Origin of the sequence: Oerskovia douganii (assembly GCF_015142735.1) — a bacterium.
Classification (GTDB): domain Bacteria; phylum Actinomycetota; class Actinomycetes; order Actinomycetales; family Cellulomonadaceae; genus Oerskovia; species Oerskovia douganii.
The window spans coordinates 1-587 of record NZ_JACSPN010000066.1; the positions used below are offsets into that span (position 1 = coordinate 1).

Consider the following 587-nt stretch of genomic DNA (forward strand, 5'->3'; position numbering starts at 1 on the left):
GCCCGCATCCGGGCCAGCGGCCCACACAAGACCCCCCGGGGAACGTCCCCGGGGGGTCTTCTCGCGCTCGAGCTCGAAGCCGCGAGCGCCGACCAACACCCCCGCCCTGGCCCGCACCGGCCCGGCCCACCGACCCACGGCCCAGCCCCGGCGCTCGCGGCCCGGGCCGTGGGCCGGGCGTGGCCCGGGCCGGGAGGAAACGCGTCCGCGCGTGAGGTTGTGCTAGCAACGGCTAGCGTGTAACTTCGTACTTGCTAGCAAACCGCTAGCGCTTGCTAGTCAAAGGGGAATCTGACATGCGCAAGACCCGTTCCGTCCTGGCGTTCTGCCGACGTTCTGACCTCGAGCTGTTCGTGGCGATCAACGGCGACACCGCCCCCGCCGAGCGCGACAAGGCCCGCCGCAACGTGCTCATCGACCCGCGTACCGGCCTGACGTCCCACGGCGCCAGCACGGGCGCCCCGGACGTGGCCCACCGCCTGCGGGCCGAGTCCCACGCCGTGCGCGTCGAGCGACTGACCCGCTCGGCCTGAGCCCGCCCGCTGGCCCACCTGGGCCAGCGACTCGCGGCCCCGGCGGGCCGCCCC

General features: G+C 74.4%; 1 protein-coding gene. It reads left to right on the forward strand.

The genetic code is table 11. The features are described 5' to 3' along the window. Positions 1-296: 296 nt before the first annotated feature. Positions 297-533: an alpha amylase C-terminal domain-containing protein gene (locus H9623_RS19150; RefSeq protein WP_193721584.1), complete on the forward strand. Its 237-nt coding sequence runs from the start codon at positions 297-299 to the stop codon at positions 531-533. The last annotated feature ends 54 nt before the right edge of the window (positions 534-587 follow it).

What these genes read in the sequence shown, in the direction of transcription:
- H9623_RS19150 (WP_193721584.1), top strand. Translation starts at nt 297, where the DNA reads ATGCGCAAGACCCGTTCCGTCCTGGCGTTCTGCCGACGTTCTGACCTC.